The sequence below is a fragment of the Pseudomonas sp. RGM 3321 genome (genome assembly GCF_022836805.1).
GTDB lineage: Bacteria > Pseudomonadota > Gammaproteobacteria > Pseudomonadales > Pseudomonadaceae > Aquipseudomonas.
Genome location: NZ_JALHBH010000119.1, coordinates 184,216 through 208,429 on the forward strand (window position 1 = coordinate 184,216; position 24,214 = coordinate 208,429).

Sequence of the window (24,214 nt, forward strand, 5' to 3'; positions counted from 1 at the left end):
ATGTGGTTAGAATGCGGTTTTTTTCCACTACGGGGGTGCGCCTTGCGCGAAATCGTCCTGATTAACATCACTGGTGTCGACCGTCCCGGTCTCACTGCTGCCATCACCGGCGTCCTCGCCCAGGGTGGCGTGAACATTCTCGATATTGGTCAGGCGGTTATCCACGACACCTTGTCGTTCGGCATCCTGGTTGAAATTCCGGATACCGTGCAGGGTTCTTCCGTGCTCAAGGACATCCTGTTCACCGCCTACAAACTGGATCAGCAGGTCCGTTTCACGGCGGTGTCCGAAGCGGATTATCAGCACTGGGTTGAAGGGCAGGGCAAGGCGCGCCACATCGTTACGCTGCTGACCCGCAAGGTCACGGCCGAGCAATTGCAGTGCGTCAGCGCCATTACGGCTAAATACGGTCTGAATATCGATCAGATCGATCGTCTGTCCGGGCGCATGCCGCTCGACACGCCGGCCGACAAAGGCAAGGGTTGCATCGAGTTCACCGTGCGCGGCGAGCCAGCCGACCCGAAAGCCATGCAGGCCGAATTCCTCGCGGTTGCCCAGGATCTCAACGTAGATATCGCGTTCCAGCAGGATTCGCTGTTTCGCCGCAACCGGCGTCTGGCTGTGTTCGACATGGACTCGACCCTCATCGAGGCCGAAGTGATCGACGAGTTGGCCAAGGCTGCAGGCGTAGGCGAGCAGGTTTCCGAGATTACCGAGCGTGCTATGCGCGGTGAACTGGATTTCAGCGAAAGCTTCAAGGAGCGTCTGGCTCTGCTCAAGGGCCTGGATGTAAGTGTGCTGGATGAAATCGGCGCTTCTCTGCGCTTGACCGAAGGCGCTGAAACGCTGTTCTCCGAGCTCAAACGTCTGGGTTACAAGACCGCGATTCTTTCGGGTGGCTTCACCTACTTCGCCAAGCAGCTGCAAGCAAAGCTGGGCATTGATTATGTGTACGCCAACGAGCTGGAAGTGGTCGATGGCAAGGTAACCGGCGTCGCCGTGGAGCCGATCGTCAATGCGCAGCGCAAAGCAGACCTGTTGCGCGAGCTGGCGCATAAGGAAGGCTTGAGTCTGGAGCAGACCATTGCGGTCGGCGACGGTGCCAATGACTTGCCGATGCTGGCGATTGCCGGGCTGGGTGTCGCATTCCGCGCCAAGCCATTGGTCAAGCAATCGGCAAAGCAGGCGATTTCAACGCTGGGGCTGGATGGCGTGCTTTATCTGTTGGGGTTTCGCGACCGCGAAGGAAAGCGCTGAATCTTGCGCCGTAGTCGTTGCAGTGTCCGCGACATTTGCAGCGACTACAGCGTGCCCCACAGAGAATCGAACTCTTGCCCTGGCTTTGCCTTTTCGACCTCGGCGGCTTTCGGCGCATCGTAGATCTGATACTCGAACTGGTTGTAACTGGCGCTACTGATGCGCCGGTTGCTCAGTGAGGCACGGCGCTCTTCGCCCCCGACGTTGATCATTACTTTGCTGCCCTCCTGAAAGGGCAGGCGCGGAGCGAGCAAGGTCGCAGGTTTTTCCATGGCGCGTACTTCCGGCAGCATCAGGGTTCGCAGGTACTGGCTATTCTGTTGTTCACGAATCAGTTGCATGCCGCACGGCTGGGCAAAGGGGGCGATCAGTTCGATGCCCATTTGTGTGCCGCCGCTGCGCACTTGCCGGACCCAGCGCACAATGGCAATGCTCCAGCCCTGGCCGGAGTCGTCCTGAATACCTACCAGTTCGCCAGCCTGTAACTGCTGAGGCACTTCCTTCTGCCACGCCAGGCAGTAACCGCCCGGGCTGTGGTTGACGATATTCAGGTCGAAGGTCGGAAACGTGTGCTGACCGTTGGAAAGCGAGTCGTTATCGCCATCGTTCTTCGGGTATTCGATTTCTTCATAGGGCAGCAGGTGCGATGAGGTCTTGCCGCGCTGTGTATCGAAGGCTGAAGCCCAAGGGTCGTCTTCGTCATCATTGGCGATCTTCAGCGAAAAACTCGCAGCACTGCCTGCGCTGTTGAGTTGCAGGAGTTCGCTGAACGACTTCTGACCGGCTACATAAAAATGCAGTGCGCTCATGCCGATGCACAGCTTCAGGGTGCCCTGGCCTGCCGTGCGCTGAAAGGTCCGCTCGGCCACATCACCCCAGGCGGCCGCCAGATGTTGTAGCAGGTCGGTATTGATACCGGTCGGAATCAGCAGTCTGGACGGGCTGCGCTGGTCGTCCGGCAAGGCCAGATACTGGTTGATTGCCTCTGCCAGCGACTGGGTGTCGATGCCCAGCAGCCTCGGTGATTGCTCATCGCTGAACAGGGTGCGATACAGCGGCGGTTTGTCTGCCGTCGGGTCCAGGGCAAACAGGCTGTTCTCCCCGGCAGGCGATTGCAGCTTGACCAGCGGGCTCCAGGCCTCAAGTGCATCGGCCAGTTTGCCAATGTTCAACTGACGCATCTGATTGCAGCGCGAACACCCCATCAGCAGTGCGATCACATACGTCTGTTCCACACTCAACGCCTTGGTGTGATGAGCCAGAGGCTCTTCGACCGGCGCGCTGTGCAACTGGTAATGGCGGGCAATCTGGTAGATCTGATGCAGTTCGAGCCACAGACCGTCCTGAACCGGGCAATAGAGCTGATTGGCGCGAATCAGCGGTCCGTTGAGCCCATGCAGTGCTCGTTGCAGCGCGGTGCTGAAAAGTCCGGCCTGATCCTTGGTGTAGCGGGGCGCTACCTGCTGGATGATTTGCTTGTAACCGGTCGCCAGATGGTTTTGCAGGGCTTGGCAGAGATTGGCAACCTTGCGCGGCCGCTCGTCCAGCACAATGGCCTGATTGAGAAAGTGGCGCTCAAGGTGCTTGCAGACGAAATACACCTCGGGGCGCAGCAGCTCAAGCAGTTGCAGGCGGTTTTCGCTGGGGGTGATCAGCTGGTTCAGCTCGGTCAGCCCTTGATAGAGCTGGCGTGCCATTTCTCCCAGGTTTGCCTTGGGCAGCCTGGAGATCCAGCGTTTTAGGTCGCGTGGGTTGGCTTCACAGAATGTCAGGCTCGACTGCGCTGGCGTGGGGGCACGCAGCAGCAGAGGGAGGCTAAAATTACTCATGTGACAGGCGAACTCCAACAACTCACTGGCCCGGACGGTGGCTTTAAATGGGGGCTGACGTCATCGCGGAGCGGCGACATGTCGAGCATACGCCCATGAAAGTGCGAAGTATCCTACAGCACCGATCGGGCAACTTTACCAGTATCGGCATCACTGCGCAGTAAATATGGCCTGGAGCCATTACCGTCCGGTTTAAAACTGCATGAGCGCCCCTTTTAATTAATTGGGCGCCCATGCCAGGCACCGTGACTTCAAATCACGCTCATGCCTGTGTCGGAGCTGCCAGTGCCTGGCCCATCTGTACCTTGGAGCCAGCGGACAGTTGCTCGGCCCATTTCACCTGATTTGGCCCAAACAGCACAATGGCAGTGGAGCCCAGTTTGAAACGGCCCATCTCGGCACCTTTTTCCAGGTGGATGGGCGCACGCGCTGCTTCGTCGTAGCTGAACGTCTTCAATTCACGCTTGGGCGGCGTGACCAGCCCGGCCCACACCGTCTCGACCGACGCCACGATCATCGCGCCGACCAGCACCACAGCCATAGGCCCGCGCTCGGTGTCGAACAGGCAGACCACTCGCTCGTTACGGGCGAACAGTTCCGGCACGTTTTCAGCGGTGGTCTGGTTGACCGAAAAGATACGGCCCGGCACGTAGACCATTTCGCGCAATGTGCCGGCCAGTGGCATGTGTACGCGGTGATAGTCCTTCGGCGACAGGTAGACCGTCGCGAACTCGCCGCCCATGAACGGTGCCGACAGCTTGGGATCACCGCCCAGCAGTTCAAGCACGCTGAAGCTGTGCCCCTTGGCCTGGAAGATCCGGCCATGATCAATCGGGCCCAACTGGCTGATGGCGCCGTCGGCCGGCGAAAGAATCGCGCCGGGTGTGGTATCCAGCGGGCGGGCGTCGGCTTTCAGCGCACGGGTGAAGAACGCGTTGAAATGCTCGTAGGACGTCAGGTCTTCGACCAGTGCCTGTGACATGTCGACCTGATAACGGCGGGCGAACCACGCGGTAAAGGCATTCTTGAACCAGCGCACGCGGCATTCGGCAACGCAGCCAGCCAGTCGGGACAGCAGGTGGTGTGGCAACAGGTACTGACTGATGATGAACAAGCGGTCTTTCATTGAAGGTCCTGGAGATGAGTGTCCTGAAAATGCGCGTTTTGAAGAGGAGTGCCCTGAGGATTTCCGGGACGCCTCCCCCGGTTCATCGGAACCGACAGGCTCGATGCTTTCGGCTGGCTGGACAGGCGCTTCGGGTTCGATGGCCTCAACCGTTGCAACGGGCGCGGCGACCGCTTGCGGGCCTTCCACCGGTGTAGCCGGATGGTTGCCCCACTCGCCCCACGAACCGGCGTAGGCCTTTACCCGTGGGTAGCCCAGCGCTTTTGCAACCAGATAGGTGAAGCCCGAGCGGTGGTGAGTCTGGCAATGGGTGATCACTTCCTTGTCGGGCGTCATGCCCAGGTCGCGAAGAATCTCCGGCATGTCCTGACGAATACGCAGGTTGCGCGCCTTGTCCATGCCCGCAGTCCATTCGAAATTGACCGCGCCGGGTATGTGTCCGCCCTTGGCGGCGACTACTTTTTCGCCCGAATACTCGGTCGGGGCGCGAGCGTCCCAGATTGCCAGGTCGGCGGCGCCCAGACGGCTTTGCAGGTATTCACGCGTGGCGGTAGGTTCGTCGTGCAGCGTCAGCGTGACCGGGCCGCCTGCAACGGGCGCAATGTCTGTGCTCAACGGCAGCGATTGCGCTTCCCAGGCCAGCACGCCGCCATCCAGATAGTGATAACGGTGATGGCCGATGACATCCAGCAGCCAGATAAAACGCCCGGCCCAGCCGCCGCCTTCGTCATCGTAGACGACATAGACTGCGTCGGGGTTGTGGCCAAGCTCGCCGAACAGCTGCTGCAGCTCCGCAGTGTCGGGCAGCAGACCAGGCGCAGGAGGCTTGCCCAGTTGCGTACGTTTCGGATCGACAAAACGGGCGCCGCGAATGTGCCCGGCTTCGTAGCGAGCGCTGCTGGTCAGATCCACGAGGATCAATTCCGGGGCGTCTAGACGCTCAAGCAGATCGTTGGGTTCGATGACCAGCGACAAGCCAGTGAATGCGGACATTTGCAGCCTCCGATGAAAGGAAAGAGGCGAATTGTACGCCAGGCCTCACGCTTTGCGATGACTAAAGATGCCAAGTGCCTTTTCAATACATTGCGCGGTTTTTCCGAATGCCTGTACGGAAATTTCCGACAAGGCCCCGCCACCCTGGTCGGCGACCACCAGCAACATGACTTTACCGTTGTTGCTCAGCGAACGAATCAGCCAGTGCTGGCCACTGAACAGGGTTTTCAGCGGCGCGGGCAGCAGGGCGGCAAACTGCGCGTTGTTCGCGGGCGTCATGCGCAACTGCGTCGGCTGGGTCAGCAAGCGTTGCAGCACGGTGCTTTCCTTGATGAACAGCTGCAAGGTGGCGGTTTCAGTCGGCAGTCCGGCCATCTGATTGACGCGCAGTACGGTCGATGTCTTGTCCAGCATCAGCAGCATGACCCGCTCCATACCGCACGACATGAACGCGTCGCGCGCCGAGGTGGTCAAGTGCATGGCGTTGATGAACGGGCTGGGGTCCTGCAGCAGCTCGGCGCAGTGCTTGCGCCATAGCTGCAGGGCGTCGGCCGAGGGCGGAGGGGCGGGTTCGTTGTCGCGCCTTACGCGGCGCGCATCCCAGGGCCAGAGCAGCGATTCGGCCGGGTGCCAGAGGTCTTTTTCCGCATGAATACGCGCGCTGCTGGCAGCGTTTTGATGCGCCTGCTGCTGCACTTCGCTGATCGACTGTTGCAGATAAAGGCTGGTCAGCCGTTCCCAGCGCAGGCAATGCGGGCTGTTCCAGGCATGTTGCGCCGCCAGCGCCAGACCATTACCCAGCAAAACAGTATTGGCTGGCTGGTTCAGCCAGCGCCGCAAGTTGGGGTCGGCGTCCATGAGTTGTTGCTGTTGCAGCGGGCTGTATTCTTCGCGGGCGATGCGCAGCACCTTGGCCAGATCGCGTCGCTCGTTGATCAGCAACTTATAACCGCGCGTGACCCAGATTGGCAGGCGCCAGAACTCGGCGAGTGCCAGGCACAGCTCCAGCAGGTTGACGCCGAACAGCTCTTTTTCCACTGCAAGGCTGGAATGGCCCTTGTGGATAACCCGCAACTCCAGCTCTTCGAGCAGCTTCGGATAGGCCAGCGCCATCGGCCAGAGTGGTGAGAGGAACAGCAGGCTGCCCATATGGATGTCTTGCCAGAGTCGTGCAAGGCGACTGGCAAACAACCCGTTGGCCTGTTGTGTGGCGTGCTGGCTGACCAGAATCAATTGGCGATAGGCCGCAGGAATTTCCTCGGGCGGCTTGGCCGGCAAGCGGCCCAGAAGGATTTCGGTACGCGCCAGCCCCAGGCGGTTGATCGCAATTTCGAGGCTCTCGGCCTGCTCGGTCAAACCGTGGGTGTGATGGTTGGCCTCGCGCATCACACTCAGTACCAGTGCGGGGCTTTCCTGCATCATTTCAGCGATTTCACGCAGTGAGCGGCGACTGTCGTTCAATGCTGCGCGAACGTGCCCATGATTGACCGCCGGGACCGGCAACGCGATGCCGTCAAGCAACTTGACCCAGGCATCCAGCGTTTTCGGAACGAGATGATGTGCTGCGTGTGCTGTCGACATTCGATGGCCTGTGCGGCTGATTATCTGAGCTGGGAAACCGCCAGCGTACGGGACGCTGAGGCCATTTTCCTCCTTTTATGGAGGCGGATAAATGGGTTTTTCAAAAGAACCGGCTATAGTCTGGCCCAGTTAGGCCGATAAGGAGAAGAAGAGATTCAAGAACTTCCGGACTGTCCCTGAACCCGACTCAGTAAAGTATTTTTTCCTATGGCTAAAATTATCGGCATCATTGTCGTTATCGCGAGTGTCCTCGGCGGATATGTGCTGTCCCATGGCAAGATCATGGCGCTGTTCCAGCCCTACGAGGTCTTGATCATCGGCGGTGCTGCACTGGGCGCGTTCCTCCAGGCCAACCCTGGCTACATGACCATGCACGTGTTCAAGAAGTCGCTGAAGATGTTCGGTTCGCGCTTCACACACGCCTATTACCTCGAGGTACTGGGGCTGGTATACGAAATCCTCAACAAGAGCCGCCGTGAGGGCATGATGGCGATTGAAGGGGATATCGAAGACGCCGCCTCCAGCCCGATCTTCGCCAAATACCCTGGCGTCCTCAAAGATGAGCGCATGACCGCGTACATCTGCGACTACCTGCGCATCATGTCGTCCGGCAACATGGCTCCTCACGAGCTGGAAGGCCTGTTCGACATGGAACTGCTGAGCATGAAAGAAGAGCTCGAGCATCCATCCCATGCCATTACCGGTATCGCCGACGGCATGCCCGGCTTCGGTATCGTGGCGGCGGTACTTGGTATCGTGGTGACCATGGCGTCGCTGGGGTCGGGCGACAAGGCTGCAATCGGCATGCACGTAGGTGCGGCGCTGGTGGGTACCTTCTTCGGTATTCTTGCGGCATACGGTTTCTTCGGTCCTTTGGCCACCTGTCTTGCCCATGATGCCAAGGAAGAAATGAACGTCTATGAGAGCATCAAGGCGTCGCTGGTGGCTTCGGCCTCCGGCATGCCGCCTTCGCTGGCCGTCGAGTTTGGCCGCAAGGTTCTCTACCCGCTGCATCGCCCCAGCTTCAGTGAGCTGGAACAAGCGGTTCGCGGTCGCTAAGTCATGGAAAATAATCAGCCGATTATCATCAAGCGCGTAAAGCGCTTTGGTGGCGGACATCACGGCGGTGCCTGGAAAATCGCGTTTGCCGACTTCGCGACGGCGATGATGGCGTTCTTTCTGGTGCTGTGGCTGATGTCCTCCGCAACGCCCGAACAGTTGCTCGCGGTGGCCGGTTACTTCAAGGACCCGGTCGGCTTTTCAGACAGCGGTTCGCCGTATGTGATCGACTTGGGCGGCTCGCCCGAGATGTCGCCGAATCAGACGCTGAACCCAGAGGTCAAGACCACGCCGTCACCTGACACCGTGCCCCTTGAGGCCGAGACTTCCGAAACCAAGGCTGAAGAGGTCGAGCAGGAGCGTCTGGAGATGCTGCTGCAAGAGCTACAGAACAAAGTTGAGGAAAACCCGCAACTGCAGAAATTCAAGGACCAGATTCTGTTCGAGATCACTCAGGACGGTTTGCGTATCCAGATCATGGATGCCGATAACCGGCCGATGTTCGATTCGGGCAGCGCACGTCTCAAGCCTTATTTCGAAGACATCCTGCTGGCGATGGCTGACACCATCAAGAGCGTGCCGAACAAGATCAGCATCAGCGGTCATACCGATGCGACACCTTTTGTAGGCAACGGCGGATTCGGTAACTGGGAACTGTCGGCCAACCGCGCCAACGCTGCACGTCGTGCGCTGGTGGCCGGTACTTATCCGGATTCACAGGTGGCCAGGGTGGTGGGTTATGCCTCGTCGGCTCTTTATGATCGCGAGAACCCGACCAATCCGGTCAACCGCCGTATCGACATTGTGGTTTTGACCAAAAAGGCTCAGCAGCGTATCGAAGGCGATCAGAACTCCGGCGGTGCGCCAGCCACGCCTGCGGCGCCGACAGCACCCGCACCGGCGGTGCCTGCTGCTCCAGGTGCTCCCGCTGCGCCGGGGGCTTCGACAGGGGCGCAGCCCGACCCGCAGGCCTACGCGCAGCCGCACGAGATCCGGCAGAAGCTGAATATCTTTGACGATGGCAAGTTGCGGGTCGAGCCGGCCCAGAACTGAGCTGCAACCGATACAGAAACGCCGCGATAATCGCGGCGTTTTTGCGTGCGGCGTTCGGTGCTCAGTAACTGTCTTGCGGCAGGCTGGCAATGATCGAGCGGTAGCTGTTCATGCGCTGTTGCTGCACTCGGCCATCTTCAAGCCCCTTGAGCAGGGCGCAGCCCGGTTCGCGGTCATGCTTGCAGTCGCGAAAGCGGCACGTGCCGATCAGGTCGTTGAATTCGATGAAGCCAGCTTCCACGTCGGCACGGCTGACGTGCCCCAGGCCGAACTCACGGATGCCCGGTGAGTCGATCAGATCGCCGCCACGCGGGAAGTGGAACAGGCGGGCGGTGGTCGTGGTGTGTGTGCCCTGACCGGAGACTTCGGACAGCGGGCCGACCCGAGTATCCGTTTCCGGCAGCAGGCTGTTGACCAGCGAAGACTTGCCGACGCCGGACTGGCCAACGAACACACTGATATGGCCGTCAAGCTGGCTTTGCAGTGTCTGCATGCCGTCGCCGTGATGCGCCGACACTTCCAGTACCGGGTAACCCAGAGTGCGGTAGACCGCCAGCAGCGCATTGAGCGCGGGCGCGTTCTGCTCGTCGATCAGGTCGGCCTTGTTGAGCAGTAGCAGCGGACGAATCCCGGCATGCTCGGCGGCCACCAGATAACGATCGATCAGGTTGGCATGTGGCTCGGGCATGGGCGCGAACACGATCACGATCAGGTCGACGTTGGCAGCCACAGGCTTGAGCTGGCCGCGTGAGTCCGGTCGGCGCAGTTCGGTGGTGCGAGGCAGTTGCGCAACGATGACGCCAATGCCCTGATTGCCGGCGCGCCATACAACGCGATCACCCGTGACCAGTGCCGGCAGGTTGGCGCGCAAGTGGCAGCGAAATACCTGACCGCTTGCTTCGCCTTCCTGGGCCTCGACTTCGACCTGAACACCGAAGTGAGCAATTACAAGGCCGGTCTGTTCGGGGCCGAGGTCGCCGCCTTCCAGTGTTTCAAGCGTAGCGGACTCGCGTTTTGCCGCGCGGGCAGCACGCTCGCCCTGAATTTTTTCGATGCGCCAGTTTTGACGACGATTGAGTTGGCGTTTGGCCATGGGTGTTCCGATGTGATGTAACCGATGAATTAGGCAGTACGATTGATCGGCAGGAGTCTAGCACGGCAGGGTGAGCTAAACTGCGCGCCTACGCTGAGGAGTCGACACATGCAGAACAAGCAGAACCTGATCTGGATCGATCTGGAAATGACCGGTCTGGACCCTGATACCGATGTCATTATCGAAATGGCCACGATCATCACCGATAGCGAGCTGAACACCCTGGCCGAAGGCCCGGTGATCGCTGTGCATCAGAGCGACGAGACGCTGGCGAAAATGGACGAGTGGAACACCCGCCAGCACGGTGGCTCGGGCCTGACCCAGCGAGTACGCGAAAGCACCATCAGCATGGCTGAAGCCGAGGCGCAGACCCTTGAGTTCATCAAACTGTGGGTGCCGGAGCGCAGTTCGCCGATCTGCGGCAACAGCATCTGCCAGGATCGCCGCTTCCTGTACCGCCACATGCCGACGCTGGAAAACTGGTTCCACTACCGCAATCTGGATGTCTCGACCCTCAAGGAACTGGCTGCGCGCTGGTCTCCTGAACTGAAGTTCAAGAAAGGCAGCACCCACTTGGCGCTGGACGACATTCGTGAGTCGATTGCCGAGCTGCGCTTTTATCGTGAGCACTTCATCAAGCCTTGATTGAGACTCGCGCGCGCAGTGAATAATCTTCGCTGCACTCTTTCAGTGCGCTTGTCGGCTGGTTAGACTGCGCGCCTTTGTCGCAGAGTCGCCGCCATGTTGCTGATGCTTTATCTGATCGCCATCACTGCTGAAGCCATGACTGGCGCGCTGTCTGCGGGTCGTCGAGGAATGGACTGGTTTGGCGTGGTGCTGATTGCCTGCGTCACGGCGCTGGGTGGCGGTTCGGTGCGCGATGTGCTGATCGGCCATTACCCGCTGACCTGGGTCAAGCACCCGGAATACCTCATATTGACCAGTGTGGCGGCCTTGGTGACGATCTTCATCGCGCCATTGATGCGCCACCTGCGCTCTCTGTTTCTGGTGCTTGATGCGCTGGGGCTGGTGGCCTTCACTCTGATCGGCTGCATGACTGCGCTGGAAGCCGGGCATGGTCTGGTGATCGCGTCAGTGTGCGGTGTCATCACCGGGGTCTTCGGTGGCATTCTGCGAGACATCTTCTGCAACGACATCCCGCTGATCTTCCGCCGCGAGCTGTATGCCAGCGTGTCGTTTCTGGCCGCGTGGTGTTTTTTGCTGTGCCAGTATCTGCAATTACCGGATGAGCAGGCCGTGCTCATCACCCTGTTCGGCGGCCTGCTGCTGCGCCTGCTGGCGATCCGTTTCCGCTGGGAAATGCCCAAGTTCGTCTATAAAGACGAGCCCTGAGACGTACGCAGAGCCTAGGCACGATAGTTGGAGAGTCATCGTTTCTCACGCTCCAGCGTGGGAATGCCGTTCTTGACGCTCCGCGTCACCATTCTGCGCCGCGCTGCATATTTAAAGCGGCGCCACCCCATGCCTCTGCAGCGCCCATTCCACATGTTCCCTGACCAGTTCCGACGGGTAATCTCGCCGTGCTTGCAGGGCTTCGATCACCGGGATGGTGGAGGGCGCGTTGCCCAGTCCGACAGCCAGGTTGCGTAGCCAGCGTTCGTACCCGGCGCGGCGCAGGGGCGAGCCCTCTGTACTGCTGAGGAATTTGTCTTCATCCCATAAAAACAGCTCGGCCAGCCCGGCGTTGTCCAGGTTGTGGCGGGGCTGAAAGTCGCTTTGGTCGGTGGGCCGTGCAAAGCGGTTCCACGGGCAGACAATCTGGCAATCGTCGCAACCGAACACCCGATTGCCGATCAAGGGCCGCAGCTCTTCGGGGATCGCGGTCTTGAGCTCAATGGTCAGGTAGGAAATACAGCGCCGTGCGTCCAGCACATAGGGTCCGACAAAGGCCGCCGTCGGGCAGATGTCCAGGCAGGCCGTGCAGCGCCCGCAGTGTTCCGTCGCATGCGGCGCATCGACCGGCAGCGGGATGTCGACAAACAGCTCGCCGAGAAAGAAAAAGCTGCCCGCCTTGCGGTTGAGCACCAGCGTATTCTTGCCGATCCAGCCGAGCCCGGCCTGTTCGGCAATGGCCTTTTCCAGCACTGGCGCGCTGTCCACGAACGCCCGAAAACCAAACGGGCCAATGGCCTGCTGAATGCGCTCGGCCAACTGCTGCAAGCGCTTGCGGATCAACTTGTGATAGTCACGGCCCAAGGCGTAGCGTGACACATAGGCTTTTTCCGGTTCTGTCAGGCGCTGGGCCATCTCGGTGTCGCCGGGCAGATAGTCCATGCGCAGCGACACCACGCGCAACGTTCCCGGCACCAGCTCGTCCGGATGGGAACGTTTACTGCCGTGGGCTGCCATATAGTCCATTTCGCCGTGATAGCCTGCATCGAGCCAGCGTTGCAGGTGCTGCTCGTGCTCTGCCAGGTCCAGACCGCTGATCCCCACCTCCTGAAAGCCCAGCTCACGCCCCCATGCCTTGATTGACAGGGCAAGGGCGGCAAGATCGTCACAAGTGGGGAGTACAGCAGTAATAGCGGACATGCGCAGAGAGAAACCGGGGCCAAGGTGCGTATAATTCTGCCAGACATCGGAGCCTATAGACGCATGTTCGACACGAAACCTCATTTACCCGACGCGCTGTACAGCGCTGCGCAGGTCCGCGACCTCGATGCAAGGCTGATTGCTGCCGGTACGCCAGGCCTGGAATTGATGCTGCGCGCTGCCCAGGCGCTCTGGCGGACGATACTCCGACGCTGGCCGCAGGCCAATGAACTGACCGTGCTGGCCGGACGTGGCAACAACGCTGGTGACGGGTATCTGGTGGCCGCGCTGGCGCACAAGGCAGGCTGGCAAGTCAGGGTGCTGGCTGTCGGCGACCCTGCTGCATTGACCGGTGATGCCGCTTCGGCGCACGCGGCGGCTTCCGGCATATACACTCAGGCATGGGCCGGACAGCCGCTGACCGGCGTGGTGCTGGATGCCTTGCTCGGTACCGGGCTCAACGGTGACGTGCGCGAGCCTTATGTTTCGGCGATCAAGGCGATCAATGCCAGCGGCCTGCCGGTCGCCGCTGTGGACATCCCGTCGGGCTTGAGTGCAGACACCGGGCAGGCGCTGGGCGTGGCGGTGCGTGCCGATGTGACCGTTACCTTCATAGGCCTCAAACTGGGCTTGTTGACGGGCGATGCGGCGGACCTGGTGGGCGAGTTGGTGTTTGATGACTTACGCGCCGACCCTGCGCTGGTTGCGCAGGCGCCGGTCAGCGCGAAGCGTCTGAGCGCATCCAGTCTGCCGGCGCTGGCACCGCGTCCGCGTACTGCACATAAAGGCATGTTCGGCCGGGTGCTGGTCATTGGTGGCGATCACGGTTTCGGCGGTGCTGCCTTGCTCAGCGCCGAAAGCGCCCTGCGCAGCGGGGCAGGCATGCTGACGCTGGCGACCCGCGCCGAACATATTCCGGCCGCTTTGACGCGCATGCCGGAAATCATGAGTGCGGCCATTCGCTCGGCTAACCAGTTGATGGCGTTGATCGAGCCGGCCAGCGTATTGGTGGTCGGTCCGGGGCTGGGGCAGGCCGCCTGGGGGCGTAGTTTGCTGTCGGCTGCCGCCAACGCCGAGCGGCCCCAGGTTTGGGACGCCGATGCTCTGAATATGCTGGCCGCTGGGGCGGTGAGCCTGCCCAAAGGCTGCGTCATCACTCCGCATCCGGGAGAGGCCGCGCGTTTGCTGGGCGTCGGCATCAAGGACATTCAGGCTGACCGGGCCGCTGCTGTGCGGGCGCTGGCTCGCAAGTTCGATACGGTTTGCGTGCTCAAGGGCTCTGGCAGCCTGATCGCCGATGCGAGCGGGCAGCTGGCGTTGTGCGACCGCGGTCATCCGGCCATGGCCACCGCCGGACTGGGTGACGTGCTGGCCGGGTTGATCGGTGCGCTGCTGGCGCAGCATCTGACGCCATTCGATGCGGCCTGTCTGGCGGTGTGGCTGCACGCAAGCGCCGGTCAGAAAGTCGGTGAATACGGTCGCGGGCTGGCTGCCAGCGATATTATTCCTGCCATTCGTCAGTTATTGGAGGAGCTGCAACCGTGTCTGATTTAACGCTGCATGTGCTTGGCGAAGAGGCCATGATGAATTTTGGTGCACGCCTGGCCGCGGTTACCGAAGGCGTGGGTGTCATCTTTCTGGATGGCGATCTGGGCGCTGGAAAAACCACTCTTTCGCGGGGAATGATTCGCGGGTTCGGGCATGCCGGGGCTGTCAAGAGTCCTACTTTCACGCTGGTCGAGCCCTACGAAATAGGTGCCATCCGGGTCTTTCACTTTGACCTTTATCGTCTGGTCGATCCCGAAGAGCTCGAGTACATGGGTGTGCGTGATTACTTCGACGGCGATGCACTTTGTCTGATTGAATGGCCCCAGCGTGGTGCAGGCTTTTTGCCAAAGCCTGACCTGACCATTACCATTGGCCCGCATGGAGAAGGTCGGTCCGTGATATTGAGCCCGCTGGGCTCGCGTGGCGAACACTGGTGTGCCACTTTGGCTTTGGAATTCAAATAGATATGGGGTTAGGTATGCGCATGCGCGCGCTGGTTACTGTAGTTGGTCTGCTGCTGATGGCCCTGGCTGTCGAGGCGGTTGCTGCTACGCAAGTAAAAAGTGTCCGCTTATGGCGAGCACCGGACAACACACGTCTGGTATTCGACCTGTCCGGGCCTGTCCAGCACAGCGTATTCACCCTGACTTCGCCTGATCGTCTGGTGATCGATATCAATGGCGCGACACTCGGTGGCCCTTTGAATGTATCGACAGCCAATACGCCGATCAACAGCATGCGCTCTGCCCAGCGCACGCCGACGGATCTGCGCGTGGTCATCGACCTGAAAAAGGCGGTGACGCCCAAAAGCTTCACGCTTGCGCCGAACCAGCAGTACGGCAACCGTCTGGTGGTCGACCTGTTCGATAACGCCGCCGATGCCAACCCGACACCGGTGATCCCGGATACCGCGGCCAATACCGCGCCCGCTGTCCCGGTCAGCCCGGCCAAGCCTGAAATCAAGCTGACCCCGGTGCCCAATGGCAAGCGCGACATTGTCGTGGTGATCGATGCCGGGCACGGCGGTGAAGACCCGGGTGCCTCGGGCGGTGCCGGGCAGAAAGAGAAAAACGTGGTGCTGTCGATCGCCAAGGAACTGCAGCGCCAGGTCAATGCCGAGAAAGGCTACCGAGCTGAACTGACGCGGACCGGCGACTACTTTATTCCGTTGCGCAAACGTACCGAGATCGCCCGCGCCAAGGGGGCCGACCTGTTTGTGTCCATTCACGCCGACGCTGCGCCGTCCACCGCGGCGTTTGGCGCGTCGGTGTTCGCCTTGTCTGATCGCGGTGCGACCTCCGAAACCGCACGCTGGCTGGCGGACAGTGAAAACCGTTCCGACCTGATCGGTGGTGCCGGTGCGGTAAGCCTTGATGACAAGGACCGCATGCTCGCCGGGGTGTTGCTGGACTTGTCCATGACCGCTTCGCTGTCTTCGAGCCTGAACGTCGGTCAGAAGGTGCTGAGCAATATCGGTCGCGTCACCTCGTTGCACAAATCGCGCGTCGAGCAGGCGGGCTTCATGGTGCTCAAGTCGCCGGATATCCCTTCGATTCTGGTGGAAACCGGCTTTATCTCCAACGCCAACGAAGCCAACAAGCTCAGTTCTGCGTCGCACCAGCAGGCGTTGGCGCGTTCGATCAATTCCGGGGTAAAGCAGTTCTTCCAGCAGAACCCGCCACAGGGCACATATATTGCCTGGCTGCGTGACAACGGCAAGCTGGCCCAAGGGCCACGCAACCATGTGGTCCGCTCCGGCGAAACCCTGGCCATGCTCGCGGCGCGCTATGACATGAACATCGCTACGCTGCGCAGCGCCAACAATCTGAAAAGCGATGAACTGAAGATTGGCCAGGATCTGCGAATTCCAAGTTCCGAGGTGGCGACTCAGCAATGACCGATCTTCTGCTCGACGGCACCGAAGCCGATAACGCTCAGACTGTCCTGAACGCTGCGCGCATCGAATTGCTCAGTCCGCGTCTGGCCAACCAGATTGCGGCCGGCGAAGTCGTCGAGCGTCCGGCGTCGGTGATCAAGGAGCTGCTGGAAAACAGCCTTGACTCCGGCGCGCGGCGCATCGATGTCGATGTCGAGCAGGCTGGTATCAAACTGCTGAAAGTGCGTGACGATGGCGGCGGTATTTCCTCGGATGACCTGCCGCTGGCGCTGGCGCGACATGCCACCAGCAAGATTCGCGATCTGGAGGACCTCGAGCGCGTCATGAGCCTCGGGTTTCGCGGCGAAGCGCTGGCTTCGATCAGCTCCGTGGCGCGCCTGACGCTGACCTCGCGCACCCGCGACGCCGATCAGGCCTGGCAGGTTGAAACCGAAGGCCGTGACATGGCGCCGCGCGTCCAGCCAGCAGCGCATCCGGTAGGCACCTCCGTTGAAGTGCGCGACCTGTTCTTCAACACGCCTGCCCGGCGCAAGTTTCTCAAGGCCGAAAAAACCGAATTCGATCACCTGCAGGAAGTCATCAAGCGCATGGCGCTGGCACGTTTCGACGTGGCCTTCCATTTGCGCCACAACGGCAAAACTGTGTTGAGCCTGCATGAAGCGCATGACGACACCGCTCGAGCGCGGCGTGTCTCGGCCATCTGCGGGCCGGGCTTCCTGGAGCAGGCGTTACCCATTGAGATCGAGCGCAATGGCCTTCATCTTTGGGGCTGGGTGGGGCTGCCGACATTCTCTCGCAGCCAGGCCGACCTGCAATATTTCTTCGTAAACGGGCGTGCGGTGCGCGACAAACTGGTCGCTCATGCGGTGCGTCAGGCGTATCGCGACGTGCTGTTCAACGGCCGTCACCCCACGTTCGTGCTGTTTTTCGAGGTCGACCCGGCCGCTGTGGACGTCAACGTTCACCCGACCAAGCATGAAGTGCGCTTCCGCGACGGGCGCATGGTGCATGACTTCCTTTATGGCACCCTGCACCGTGCATTGGGTGATGTGCGCCCGGAAAATCAACTGGGTGGCAGCGTACCGGTCGCCGCCGAGCCTCGGCCTACCGGGCCTGAGGCCGGTGAGTTCGGGCCGCAGGGTGAAATGCGTCTGGCCAACACCGTGCTTGAACAGCCGCAGGGCGAGCCTTTTGCCCGGCCTGCTGCCGGTGGCGGCGCTGGCAGCGGTTATCAGTATCAATACACGCCTCGGCCCACCTCTGGCGTGCCGGTGGCCGAAGCGCAAAGCGCCTACCGTGAATTCTTCGCACCGCTACCCAGTGCCGCGCCCTCGTCGCTGCCGGAGTCGCCCGGCGATATTCCGCCGCTGGGTTATGCGCTGGCGCAGCTAAAGGGTATCTATATCCTCGCTGAAAATGCTCACGGACTGGTGCTGGTGGACATGCACGCCGCCCACGAGCGAATCATGTATGAGCGCTTGAAAATAGCGATGGCCAATGAAGGCCTGAGTGGCCAGCCATTGCTGGTGCCCGAATCTCTCGCGGTCAGCCAGCGTGAAGCGGACTGCGCTGAAGAACATATCGCGACGTTTCAGCGCCTGGGCTTCGAGCTGCAGCGGCTTGGCCCGGAAACCCTGGCGATCCGCCAGATCCCGGCGCTGCTCAAGCAGGCCGAGGCCAATCGGCTGGTCAGCGATGTGCTGGCGGATCTGATGGAGTATGGCACCAGCGACCGGGTGCAGGCACACATGAACGAGTTGCTCGGGACCATGGCCTGTCATGGCGCGATTCGCGCCAATCGGCGTCTGGCCATCCCGGAAATGAACGGCCTGTTGCGTGACATGGAAAACACCGAACGCAGCGGGCAATGTAACCACGGTCGTCCTACCTGGACCCAGATGGGTCTCAATGACCTGGATAAATTATTCCTGCGCGGTCAATGAATGAATGCTTTACCTCCGGCTATCTTTCTTATGGGGCCTACCGCCGCAGGCAAGACCGACCTTGCGATAGAACTGAGCAAAGTGCTGCCTTGTGAGCTGATCAGCGTCGATTCGGCGTTGGTCTATCGCGGCATGGACATCGGCACCGCCAAGCCTTCGAAAGCACAGCTGGCTGAATATCCACACCGTCTGATCGACATTCTGGACCCTGCACAAAGCTACTCCGCAGCCGATTTTCGCAGCGACGCATTGGCGGCCATGGCGGAAATTACCGCGCGCGGAAATATTCCTTTGCTGGTCGGCGGCACTATGTTGTATTTCAAGGCTCTATTGGACGGGCTGGCGGATATGCCGGCGGCCGATGCGCAGGTCAGGGCGCAGCTTGAGGCGGATGCACAGGCCTTCGGCTGGCAGTCATTGCACGATCAACTGGCGGTGGTCGATCCCGTTTCGGCGGCACGTATTCACCCCAATGATCCGCAACGGCTGATCAGGGCACTCGAGGTGTATCGCGTCAGCGGAATGAGCATGACAGCACACCGCGAGCAACAAACTGCGCAAAGTACCGAAGCAGCCGCATCAGGGCGTCAGCAATTGCCCTATACTGTCGCGAACCTTGCCATCGCTCCGGCTGATCGCAAGGTGCTGCATCAACGCATCGCGCTACGTTTTGAGCAGATGCTGGATCAGGGGTTTCTGGACGAAGTACTGGCATTGCGCTCAAGAGGCGACCTGCATTCCGGGTTGCCTTCGATAAGAGCCGTCGGTTATCGCCAGGTCTGGGATCACCTGGATGGGAAGCTGACGCTGGATGAAATGCAGGAGCGCGGCATCATTGCAACGCGCCAGCTGGCCAAAAGGCAGTTCACCTGGCTACGCAGCTGGGAGGATTTGCACTGGCTGGACAGTCTGGCCAGCGACAATCTGTCGCGCGCCTTGAAATACCTGGGATCGGTCTCCATATTGAGCTGAGTCCCTGCAATAGCCGTCTATCCTTGGGGGGTGGCCGGTAAGCCAATCGAATTCGATTTATTATTTATTGATCCTTAAAGGAGTGCGGCACATGTCAAAAGGGCATTCGCTACAAGACCCTTACTTGAATACCTTGCGAAAAGAGAAGGTCGGGGTATCGATCTACCTGGTCAACGGTATCAAGCTGCAGGGCACGATCGAGTCTTTCGACCAGTTCGTCATTTTGCTGAAGAATACTGTCAGCCAGATGGTCTACAAACACGCCATTTCCACCGTCGTACCGGTTCGCCCGATTCGCCTTCCCAGCGCTACCGACGCTGACGGCGCAGACGCCGAGCCAGGTAACGCCTGATAGGAGTCTGCCTTGTTCTTTGAGCGCCACAGTGGTGGTGAACGTGCAATTCTCGTTCATCTGGATGGTCAGGACCCTGAGGCGCGCGAAGATCCGCAGGAGTTTCAGGAGCTGGCCATATCGGCCGGTGCCGATACCGTTGCGTTTATCAACGTGCCGCGTCATCGGCCATCGGCCAAATACCTGATTGGCTCTGGCAAGGTCGAGGAGCTTCGCGACCAGGTCAAGGCCGCACAGGCTGATCTCGTTATCTTCAATCACACCCTCACGCCCAGTCAGGAACGTAACCTCGAACGCGTTTTCGAGTGCCGCGTGCTTGATCGCACGGGTCTGATCCTCGATATCTTTGCGCAGCGTGCACGTACCCACGAAGGCAAGCTTCAGGTCGAACTGGCCCAGCTTGAGCATATGAGTACGCGCCTGGTCCGTGGCTGGACTCACCTTGAGCGTCAGAAAGGTGGTATCGGCCTGCGCGGCCCAGGCGAAACCCAGCTCGAAACCGACCGACGTCTTCTGCGGGTTCGCCTGCGGCAGATCAAGGGTCGGCTGGAGAAGGTTCGCAGCCAGCGCGATCAGGCACGTCGTGGACGTCGTCGCGCCGACATCCCTTCGGTTTCACTGGTGGGCTATACCAACGCCGGCAAATCGACCCTTTTCAACTCGGTGACCGATTCGGATGTGTTTGCGGCGGACCAACTGTTCGCCACGCTCGATCCTACCTTGCGTCGTCTGCAACTCGATGACCTGGGTCCTATCGTGCTGGCCGATACCGTAGGCTTCATTCGCCATCTGCCGCACAAACTGGTAGAAGCGTTTCGAGCGACGCTTGAAGAGTCGAGCAACTCCGATTTACTGCTGCATGTGATCGACTCCCACGAGCCTGACCGCATGTCGCAGATCGAGCAGGTCATGGCCGTGCTCGGTGAGATCGGTGCCGAGGGCTTGCCGATCCTTGAGGTCTATAACAAACTCGATCTGCTTGAAGGCGTGGAGCCTCAGATACAGCGGGATGCCGATGGCAAGCCGCAGCGTGTCTGGGTGTCTGCCCGTGATGGTCGAGGGCTGGACCTGCTCAAGCAGGCTATCGCCGAACTGCTCGGCGACGACCTGTTTGTCGGCACGCTGCTTTTGCCTCAGAGTCTTGCCCGGCTGCGCGCCCAGTTTTTCGAATTGGGTGCGGTGCAGAGCGAAACGCATGACGAGCAAGGTGCCAGCGTGTTGGTCGTACGACTGCCGCGCGTTGAACTCAATCGACTGGTGAGTCGCGAAGGATTGCAGCCGCTGGAGTTCATCGAGCAACACACTTTGCAATAAAAGCACGAGAAAGCCGTTGTACGGCTTTCGCGAGCATTCTGTAGCATTGGTCGGCGCGCCGCGGGCGCGTCTTTGCTTTATCAGATGGAGAGCGCTATGGCTTGGAATGAGCCGGGTGGCAACTCGAATAATCAAGATCCCTGGGGTGGCAAACGCCGTGGCGGCGACCGCAAGGGACCACCTGATCTCGACGAGGCCTTCCGTAAGCTGCAGGAAAGCCTGAAGGGGTTGTTCGGCGGCGGTAACAAACGCGGCAGCGATGGCGGCGGCAGTGGTGGCGGTTCAGGCAAGGGCGGTGGCTTTGGCCTGCTCGGTATCGGCCTGGTCGTGCTCGTCGCTTTCTGGCTCTACAGCGCTATTTATGTTGTTGATGAGCAGGAGCAGGCTGTCGTGCTGCGTTTCGGTCAATACCACGAAACCGTAGGGCCGGGTCTCAACATCTATTTCCCGCCGTTCGATCGCAAGTACATGGAAAACGTGACTCGCGAGCGTGCCTACAGCAAACAGGGCCAGATGCTCACCGAAGACGAGAACATCGTCGAAGTGCCTCTGACCGTGCAGTACAAGATCAGCAATCTGCAGGACTTCGTCCTGAACGTCGACCAGCCTGAAATCAGCCTGCAGCACGCCACTGAAAGTGCGCTGCGCCATGTCGTGGGTTCCACGGCAATGGATCAGGTGCTGACTGAAGGTCGTGAACTGATGGCCAGCGAAATCAAGGAGCGTCTGCAACGCTTCCTCGATACCTACCGTACCGGCATCACCGTCACTCAGGTCAACGTACAGAGCGCCGCAGCGCCGCGTGAAGTTCAGGAAGCCTTCGATGACGTGATCCGTGCTCGTGAAGACGAGCAGCGTGCGCGTAACCAGGCTGAAAGCTATGCCAACGGTGTGATCCCGGAAGCCCGTGGTCAGGCTCAGCGCATCCTTGAAGATGCCAACGGCTACCGCGATGAGATTGTTTCGCGCGCCAAGGGTGAGGCGGATCGCTTTACCAAACTGGTTGCCGAGTACCGCAAGGCTCCTGAAGTTACCCGCCAGCGTCTGTATCTGGACACCATGCAGGAAGTCTTCAGCAACACCAGCAAGGTTCTAGTGACCGGCGACAAGGGGCAGAACAATCTGCTTTATCTGCCGCTCGACAAGATGATCGAGAGCAGCCGCAGCAGTAACGGCAATGGCTCCAATTCAGGTACGCCATCGCAGTCGGCTAATGATGCTGCCGCTGCTGCCGCCGCTGCCCGGGCGAATGAGGCTCAGCAGCGTGGTGAAGTACGTACCAGGGAGACTCGCTGATGAGTAACAAATCACTGATCACCCTTATTGTCGGCGTGGTACTGGCAGTCATCGCCTGGAACAGCTTTTACATAGTGTCCCAGACCGAGCGCGCGGTTCTGCTGCAATTCGGTCGTGTGGTCCAGGCTGACGTTCAGCCTGGTCTGCATGTGAAGGTTCCTTACGTGAACCAGGTGCGCAAGTTCGACGGTCGTCTGCTGACCCTCGATGCACCGACCCAGCGTTTCCTGACGCTGGAAAAGAAAGCGGTCATGGTCGATGCCTACGCCAAGTGGCGGGTGAAGGATGCAGAGCGTTTCTACACCGCGACTTCCGGCCTCAAACAGATTGCCGACGAGCGTCTTTCGCGTCGTCTGGAATCCGGTCTGCGTGATCAGTTCGGCAAGCGTACCCTGCACGAAGTCGTGTCGGGTGAGCGTGATGCGCTGATGGCTGATATAACCGGTTCGCTGAACCGCATGGCCGAGAAAGAGCTGGGTATCGAAGTTGTCGATGTCCGTGTCAAGGCTATCGACCTGCCGAAGGAAGTGAATCGCAGCGTTTTCGAACGTATGAGCACCGAGCGTGAGCGTGAAGCCCGCGAACACCGTGCCAAGGGTAACGAGCTGGCTGAAGGCATTCGTGCCGACGCCGATCGTCAGCGTCGTGTGTTGCTGGCAGAAGCCTATCGCGAATCGGAAGAAGCGCGTGGTGATGGTGATGCCCAAGCTGCCGCGATCTACTCCAAGGCGTATGGTCAGGATCAGGAGTTCTACGCGTTTTATCGTAGCCTGCGTGCCTACCGTGAAAGCTTTGCGAACAAGAGCGACGTGATGGTGCTTGATCCGAACAGCGAATTCTTTCGCTATCTGGAAAAAGCCAAGCCGTAATTAATCATCCGCCGGGCGGCAAAACCGCCCGGTGGGGTGAACGTACGGTGAAACGTGTGTATCATGCGGCAGCCGGGAAATTCCCGGCTTTTTTGCGTCTGCACGATTGATTGGCCGTATCTGAAATAGAGCACGGCAAGATTTTTCGAGGAAAGTGGTCTGCAAGACCTGTCTCGGGCATTTGTCGTGCCCGTCATACAGCGCACCACTTTCTGCTTCACTCAAGGCTGGCCTAATAGGCTGGCCGCCTGGATCACAGGGGAATGGCGTAATGGCAACGGTCGACCGCTGGCTGCTACCAGATGGCATCGAAGAAGTACTGCCACCGGAAGCGGCGCGCATTGAAGTAGCGCGCCGTCAGGTGTTGGATCTGTTTCAGAGCTGGGGCTATGAGTTTGTCGTCACCCCGCATATCGAGTATCTCGAATCCCTGCTGACTGGCGCGGGTTCGGATCTGGACCTGCGCACCTTCAAGGTTATCGACCCGCAATCGGGCCGGCAGATGGGCTTTCGCGCCGACATCACGCCGCAGGTTGCACGCATCGATGCTCACACCCTCAAGCGTGAAGGCCCTAGCCGCCTGTGCTATGCGGGCAGTGTCCTGCACGCCCAGCCACGCGCGCTGTCTTCCTCGCGCAGCCCTATTCAACTGGGCGCCGAGCTGTACGGCGATGCCAGCCCGAGCAGTGACGTCGAAGTCATCAGCCTGATGCTGGCCATGTTGCAACTGGCCGATGTGCCGGATGTGCACATGGACCTTGGGCATGTCGGCATCTACCGTGGTCTGGCGCGTGCCGCTGGCCTGTCGGGAGAAGTCGAGCAGCAGTTGTTCGATGCACTGCAGCGCAAGGCTATTGATGAAGTGGTTGCCCTGACCGCCGATCTGCCGCAAGAGCTTGCTTCAATGCTGCGCGCGCTGGTTGATCTGTGCGGTGGTCGTGAGGTGCTGGATGCGGCGCGCGACCGTCTGGCTGGCGCACCTGCGCCGGTATTGGCTGCGCTGGATGATCTGCTGGCGATCGCCGAGCGTCTGGCTGCGCGCTTCCCGCAGTTGCCGCTGTACTTTGATCTCGGCGAGCTGCGCGGCTACCACTACCACACCGGTGTGGTGTTCGCGGTGTTCGTGCCGGGCGTGGGCCAGTCGATCGCTCAGGGCGGTCGTTACGATGACATCGGTGCCGACTTCGGTCGTGCCCGCCCGGCGACCGGCTTTTCCACCGACCTGAAAACCCTGGTTACCCTGGGTCAGGCAGAAATCGTCTTACCGTCTGGTGGCATCTGGGTGCCGGACAGTACGGATGCGGCACTCTGGCAGATGGTTTGCCAGTTGCGCAGTGAAGGTCAGCGTGTGGTTCAGGCGTTGCCTGGGCAGCAGGCGAGCGCCGCGCGTGAAGCCGACTGTGACCGGCAATTGATTCAGCATGGCGAGCACTGGCAGGTAATGCCGCTGGCTTCTTGAGTATTCCTGCCGGCCGCCGC

20 protein-coding genes and 1 pseudogene are annotated in these 24,214 nt (G+C 60.1%); 15 read left to right on the forward strand and 6 right to left on the reverse strand.

What is annotated here, in order from left to right; translation table 11 throughout:
- Positions 1-42: 42 nt before the first annotated feature.
- Complete coding sequence (gene serB / locus RGM3321_RS23495; RefSeq protein WP_004654576.1) at positions 43-1,257, forward strand: phosphoserine phosphatase SerB; 1,215 nt, start codon at positions 43-45, stop codon at positions 1,255-1,257.
- Positions 1,258-1,301: 44 nt separating this feature from the next.
- Here the strand turns inward: serB and RGM3321_RS23500 are convergent, their stop codons facing one another.
- The 4 genes and pseudogenes from RGM3321_RS23500 to RGM3321_RS23515 form a co-directional block, all read right to left on the reverse strand.
- On the reverse strand, positions 1,302-3,086 hold the full coding sequence (locus RGM3321_RS23500) for a molecular chaperone (RefSeq protein WP_244395041.1): 1,785 nt from the start codon (positions 3,084-3,086) through the stop codon (positions 1,302-1,304).
- Positions 3,087-3,348: 262 nt separating this feature from the next.
- The gene (gene asd, locus RGM3321_RS23505) at positions 3,349-4,212 is read right to left on the reverse strand and encodes an archaetidylserine decarboxylase (RefSeq protein WP_058401248.1); all 864 of its coding nucleotides are present in this window, start codon (positions 4,210-4,212) and stop codon (positions 3,349-3,351) included.
- Positions 4,213-4,395: 183 nt separating this feature from the next.
- A pseudogene (locus RGM3321_RS23510) lies at positions 4,396-5,205 on the reverse strand (rhodanese-like domain-containing protein); the annotation flags it as partial.
- Between the two features lie 45 nt (positions 5,206-5,250).
- The gene (locus tag RGM3321_RS23515; RefSeq protein ID WP_244395042.1) at positions 5,251-6,786 is read right to left on the reverse strand and encodes an HDOD domain-containing protein; all 1,536 of its coding nucleotides are present in this window, start codon (positions 6,784-6,786) and stop codon (positions 5,251-5,253) included.
- Positions 6,787-6,993: 207 nt separating this feature from the next.
- Between RGM3321_RS23515 and motA the strand changes: the two genes are divergently transcribed.
- Entirely contained in the window at positions 6,994-7,845 is an 852-nt protein-coding gene (gene motA / locus RGM3321_RS23520; RefSeq protein WP_002551809.1) for a flagellar motor stator protein MotA, read from the forward strand.
- A gap of 3 nt (positions 7,846-7,848) precedes the next feature.
- Positions 7,849-8,898 carry a flagellar motor protein MotB gene (gene motB, locus RGM3321_RS23525; RefSeq protein WP_244395043.1) on the forward strand — a complete coding sequence of 350 codons (1,050 nt, stop codon included), beginning with the start codon at positions 7,849-7,851 and terminating at the stop codon, positions 8,896-8,898.
- Between the two features lie 61 nt (positions 8,899-8,959).
- On the opposite strand, the gene rsgA is transcribed toward motB, so the two are convergent.
- Positions 8,960-9,991 carry a small ribosomal subunit biogenesis GTPase RsgA gene (rsgA, locus tag RGM3321_RS23530; RefSeq protein ID WP_002551811.1) on the reverse strand — a complete coding sequence of 344 codons (1,032 nt, stop codon included), beginning with the start codon at positions 9,989-9,991 and terminating at the stop codon, positions 8,960-8,962.
- 108 nt (positions 9,992-10,099) lie between these two features.
- On the opposite strand from rsgA, the gene orn reads away from it, so the two are divergent.
- Both orn and RGM3321_RS23540 read left to right on the forward strand, forming a co-directional pair.
- On the forward strand, positions 10,100-10,636 hold the full coding sequence (gene orn, locus RGM3321_RS23535; protein ID WP_002551812.1) for an oligoribonuclease: 537 nt from the start codon (positions 10,100-10,102) through the stop codon (positions 10,634-10,636).
- A gap of 96 nt (positions 10,637-10,732) precedes the next feature.
- A complete protein-coding gene (locus RGM3321_RS23540; protein ID WP_005742997.1) occupies positions 10,733-11,344 on the forward strand; it encodes a trimeric intracellular cation channel family protein in 612 nt (203 codons plus the stop codon).
- Positions 11,345-11,455: 111 nt separating this feature from the next.
- Here RGM3321_RS23540 and queG read toward each other — a convergent pair whose 3' ends face one another.
- Positions 11,456-12,544, reverse strand: coding sequence for a tRNA epoxyqueuosine(34) reductase QueG (gene queG / locus RGM3321_RS23545; RefSeq protein WP_244395044.1), 1,089 nt, complete (start codon positions 12,542-12,544; stop codon positions 11,456-11,458).
- Between the two features lie 63 nt (positions 12,545-12,607).
- Here queG and RGM3321_RS23550 point away from each other — a divergent pair, with 63 nt between their 5' ends.
- The 10 genes from RGM3321_RS23550 (at position 12,608) to RGM3321_RS23595 (ending at position 24,194) form a co-directional block, all read left to right on the forward strand.
- Positions 12,608-14,098 carry an NAD(P)H-hydrate dehydratase gene (locus RGM3321_RS23550; protein ID WP_244395045.1) on the forward strand — a complete coding sequence of 497 codons (1,491 nt, stop codon included), beginning with the start codon at positions 12,608-12,610 and terminating at the stop codon, positions 14,096-14,098.
- Positions 14,086-14,556 (forward strand): tRNA (adenosine(37)-N6)-threonylcarbamoyltransferase complex ATPase subunit type 1 TsaE, encoded by a 471-nt coding sequence (gene tsaE / locus RGM3321_RS23555; RefSeq protein ID WP_244395046.1) that lies wholly within the window; start codon positions 14,086-14,088, stop codon positions 14,554-14,556. Before RGM3321_RS23550 ends, tsaE begins: the two co-directional genes overlap by 13 nt.
- A gap of 2 nt (positions 14,557-14,558) precedes the next feature.
- A complete protein-coding gene (locus RGM3321_RS23560; protein WP_199523490.1) occupies positions 14,559-15,989 on the forward strand; it encodes an N-acetylmuramoyl-L-alanine amidase in 1,431 nt (476 codons plus the stop codon).
- The gene (gene mutL / locus RGM3321_RS23565) at positions 15,986-17,932 is read left to right on the forward strand and encodes a DNA mismatch repair endonuclease MutL (protein ID WP_244395047.1); all 1,947 of its coding nucleotides are present in this window, start codon (positions 15,986-15,988) and stop codon (positions 17,930-17,932) included. Before RGM3321_RS23560 ends, mutL begins: the two co-directional genes overlap by 4 nt.
- Positions 17,933-18,904: a tRNA (adenosine(37)-N6)-dimethylallyltransferase MiaA gene (gene miaA, locus RGM3321_RS23570; RefSeq protein WP_244395048.1), complete on the forward strand. Its 972-nt coding sequence runs from the start codon at positions 17,933-17,935 to the stop codon at positions 18,902-18,904. It abuts the gene before it with no gap.
- A gap of 91 nt (positions 18,905-18,995) precedes the next feature.
- Positions 18,996-19,256 carry an RNA chaperone Hfq gene (gene hfq, locus RGM3321_RS23575; RefSeq protein ID WP_002551819.1) on the forward strand — a complete coding sequence of 87 codons (261 nt, stop codon included), beginning with the start codon at positions 18,996-18,998 and terminating at the stop codon, positions 19,254-19,256.
- Positions 19,257-19,268: 12 nt separating this feature from the next.
- Positions 19,269-20,570 carry a ribosome rescue GTPase HflX gene (gene hflX, locus RGM3321_RS23580; RefSeq protein ID WP_244395049.1) on the forward strand — a complete coding sequence of 434 codons (1,302 nt, stop codon included), beginning with the start codon at positions 19,269-19,271 and terminating at the stop codon, positions 20,568-20,570.
- A gap of 96 nt (positions 20,571-20,666) precedes the next feature.
- The gene (hflK, locus tag RGM3321_RS23585) at positions 20,667-21,866 is read left to right on the forward strand and encodes an FtsH protease activity modulator HflK (protein ID WP_244395050.1); all 1,200 of its coding nucleotides are present in this window, start codon (positions 20,667-20,669) and stop codon (positions 21,864-21,866) included.
- A complete protein-coding gene (hflC, locus tag RGM3321_RS23590; protein WP_002551822.1) occupies positions 21,866-22,735 on the forward strand; it encodes a protease modulator HflC in 870 nt (289 codons plus the stop codon). The genes hflK and hflC overlap by 1 nt, the downstream gene beginning before the upstream one ends.
- 271 nt (positions 22,736-23,006) lie before the next feature.
- The gene (locus RGM3321_RS23595; RefSeq protein ID WP_057402892.1) at positions 23,007-24,194 is read left to right on the forward strand and encodes an ATP phosphoribosyltransferase regulatory subunit; all 1,188 of its coding nucleotides are present in this window, start codon (positions 23,007-23,009) and stop codon (positions 24,192-24,194) included.
- The last annotated feature ends 20 nt before the right edge of the window (positions 24,195-24,214 follow it).

Excerpts from the sequence above, each read along its gene's own strand:
- RGM3321_RS23540 (WP_005742997.1), top strand. The coding sequence starts at position 10,733 with ATGTTGCTGATGCTTTATCTGATCGCCATCACTGCTGAAGCCATGACT.
- hflC (WP_002551822.1), top strand. The coding sequence starts at position 21,866 with ATGAGTAACAAATCACTGATCACCCTTATTGTCGGCGTGGTACTGGCA.
- asd (WP_058401248.1), bottom strand. The coding sequence starts at position 4,212 with ATGAAAGACCGCTTGTTCATCATCAGTCAGTACCTGTTGCCACACCAC.
- orn (WP_002551812.1), top strand. The coding sequence starts at position 10,100 with ATGCAGAACAAGCAGAACCTGATCTGGATCGATCTGGAAATGACCGGT.
- RGM3321_RS23595 (WP_057402892.1), top strand. The coding sequence starts at position 23,007 with ATGGCAACGGTCGACCGCTGGCTGCTACCAGATGGCATCGAAGAAGTA.
- motA (WP_002551809.1), top strand. The coding sequence starts at position 6,994 with ATGGCTAAAATTATCGGCATCATTGTCGTTATCGCGAGTGTCCTCGGC.
- RGM3321_RS23500 (WP_244395041.1), bottom strand. The coding sequence starts at position 3,086 with ATGAGTAATTTTAGCCTCCCTCTGCTGCTGCGTGCCCCCACGCCAGCG.
- motB (WP_244395043.1), top strand. The coding sequence starts at position 7,849 with ATGGAAAATAATCAGCCGATTATCATCAAGCGCGTAAAGCGCTTTGGT.
- RGM3321_RS23515 (WP_244395042.1), bottom strand. The coding sequence starts at position 6,786 with ATGTCGACAGCACACGCAGCACATCATCTCGTTCCGAAAACGCTGGAT.
- RGM3321_RS23550 (WP_244395045.1), top strand. The coding sequence starts at position 12,608 with ATGTTCGACACGAAACCTCATTTACCCGACGCGCTGTACAGCGCTGCG.
- hfq (WP_002551819.1), top strand. The coding sequence starts at position 18,996 with ATGTCAAAAGGGCATTCGCTACAAGACCCTTACTTGAATACCTTGCGA.
- RGM3321_RS23560 (WP_199523490.1), top strand. The coding sequence starts at position 14,559 with ATGGGGTTAGGTATGCGCATGCGCGCGCTGGTTACTGTAGTTGGTCTG.
- queG (WP_244395044.1), bottom strand. The coding sequence starts at position 12,544 with ATGTCCGCTATTACTGCTGTACTCCCCACTTGTGACGATCTTGCCGCC.
- rsgA (WP_002551811.1), bottom strand. The coding sequence starts at position 9,991 with ATGGCCAAACGCCAACTCAATCGTCGTCAAAACTGGCGCATCGAAAAA.
- hflK (WP_244395050.1), top strand. The coding sequence starts at position 20,667 with ATGGCTTGGAATGAGCCGGGTGGCAACTCGAATAATCAAGATCCCTGG.
- mutL (WP_244395047.1), top strand. The coding sequence starts at position 15,986 with ATGACCGATCTTCTGCTCGACGGCACCGAAGCCGATAACGCTCAGACT.
- miaA (WP_244395048.1), top strand. The coding sequence starts at position 17,933 with ATGAATGCTTTACCTCCGGCTATCTTTCTTATGGGGCCTACCGCCGCA.